General features: G+C 71.1%; 1 pseudogene. It reads left to right on the top strand.

The window, feature by feature from the left end:
* Nucleotides 1–679: pseudogene (locus KVT39_RS36440) on the top strand (RHS repeat protein); the annotation flags it as partial.

Below are 679 nucleotides of genomic sequence, written 5' to 3'. Positions count from 1 at the left end.
GCCAGCCGCTGACCACCCGCCAGCAGTTCCTGCGCGACGACGTGCTCGACAGCGACTGGGCCGGCGACGATCCGGCCGCCTGGGCGCGCGATCTCGCACCCGAGACCTACACCACCCGCTGGACCTACAATGCCCTCGGCCAGCAGACCGAACGCCGCGATGCGCGCGGCCACCGCCAGCGCCAGCGCTTCAACGTCGCCGGCCAGCTCGCCGGCAGCGAGCTGCAACTGGCCGGCCGGGATACCTGGCAACCGCTGTTGCGCGCGATCACCTACAGCGCCGCCGGCCAGGTGTTGCACGAAGAGGCTGGCAACGGCGTCGTCACCGACTACTGCTACGAGCCGCAGACCCAGCGGCTGGCCGAGCTGCGCACGACACGCCCCGCGCAGAACGGCCGCGCCACCGTGCTGCAAGCCCTGTCGTACCAGTACGACCCGATCGGCAACCTGCTCGCGATCGACGACGCGGCCCAGACCACCGGCTACACTCGCAACCAGCGCGTCGAGCCGGCCAGCCACTACACCTACGATGCGCTGTACCAGCTGACGCGGGCCACCGGGCGGGAAAACGCCAACGCCGGGCGCCAGACGCAGGCGCTGCCGCCGCCGATCGTGCCGCTCTACCCGGAAAGCGGCGAGTTGACCCACTACACGCGTACCTACACCTACGACCGCGGCGC

Origin of the sequence: Burkholderia sp. GbtcB21 (genome assembly GCF_019091065.1) — a bacterium.
GTDB lineage: Bacteria > Pseudomonadota > Gammaproteobacteria > Burkholderiales > Burkholderiaceae > Burkholderia > Burkholderia pyrrocinia_C.
The sequence above is the reverse complement of the archived record's forward strand: the minus strand, read 5'-3'. Positions and strand labels throughout refer to the sequence as shown.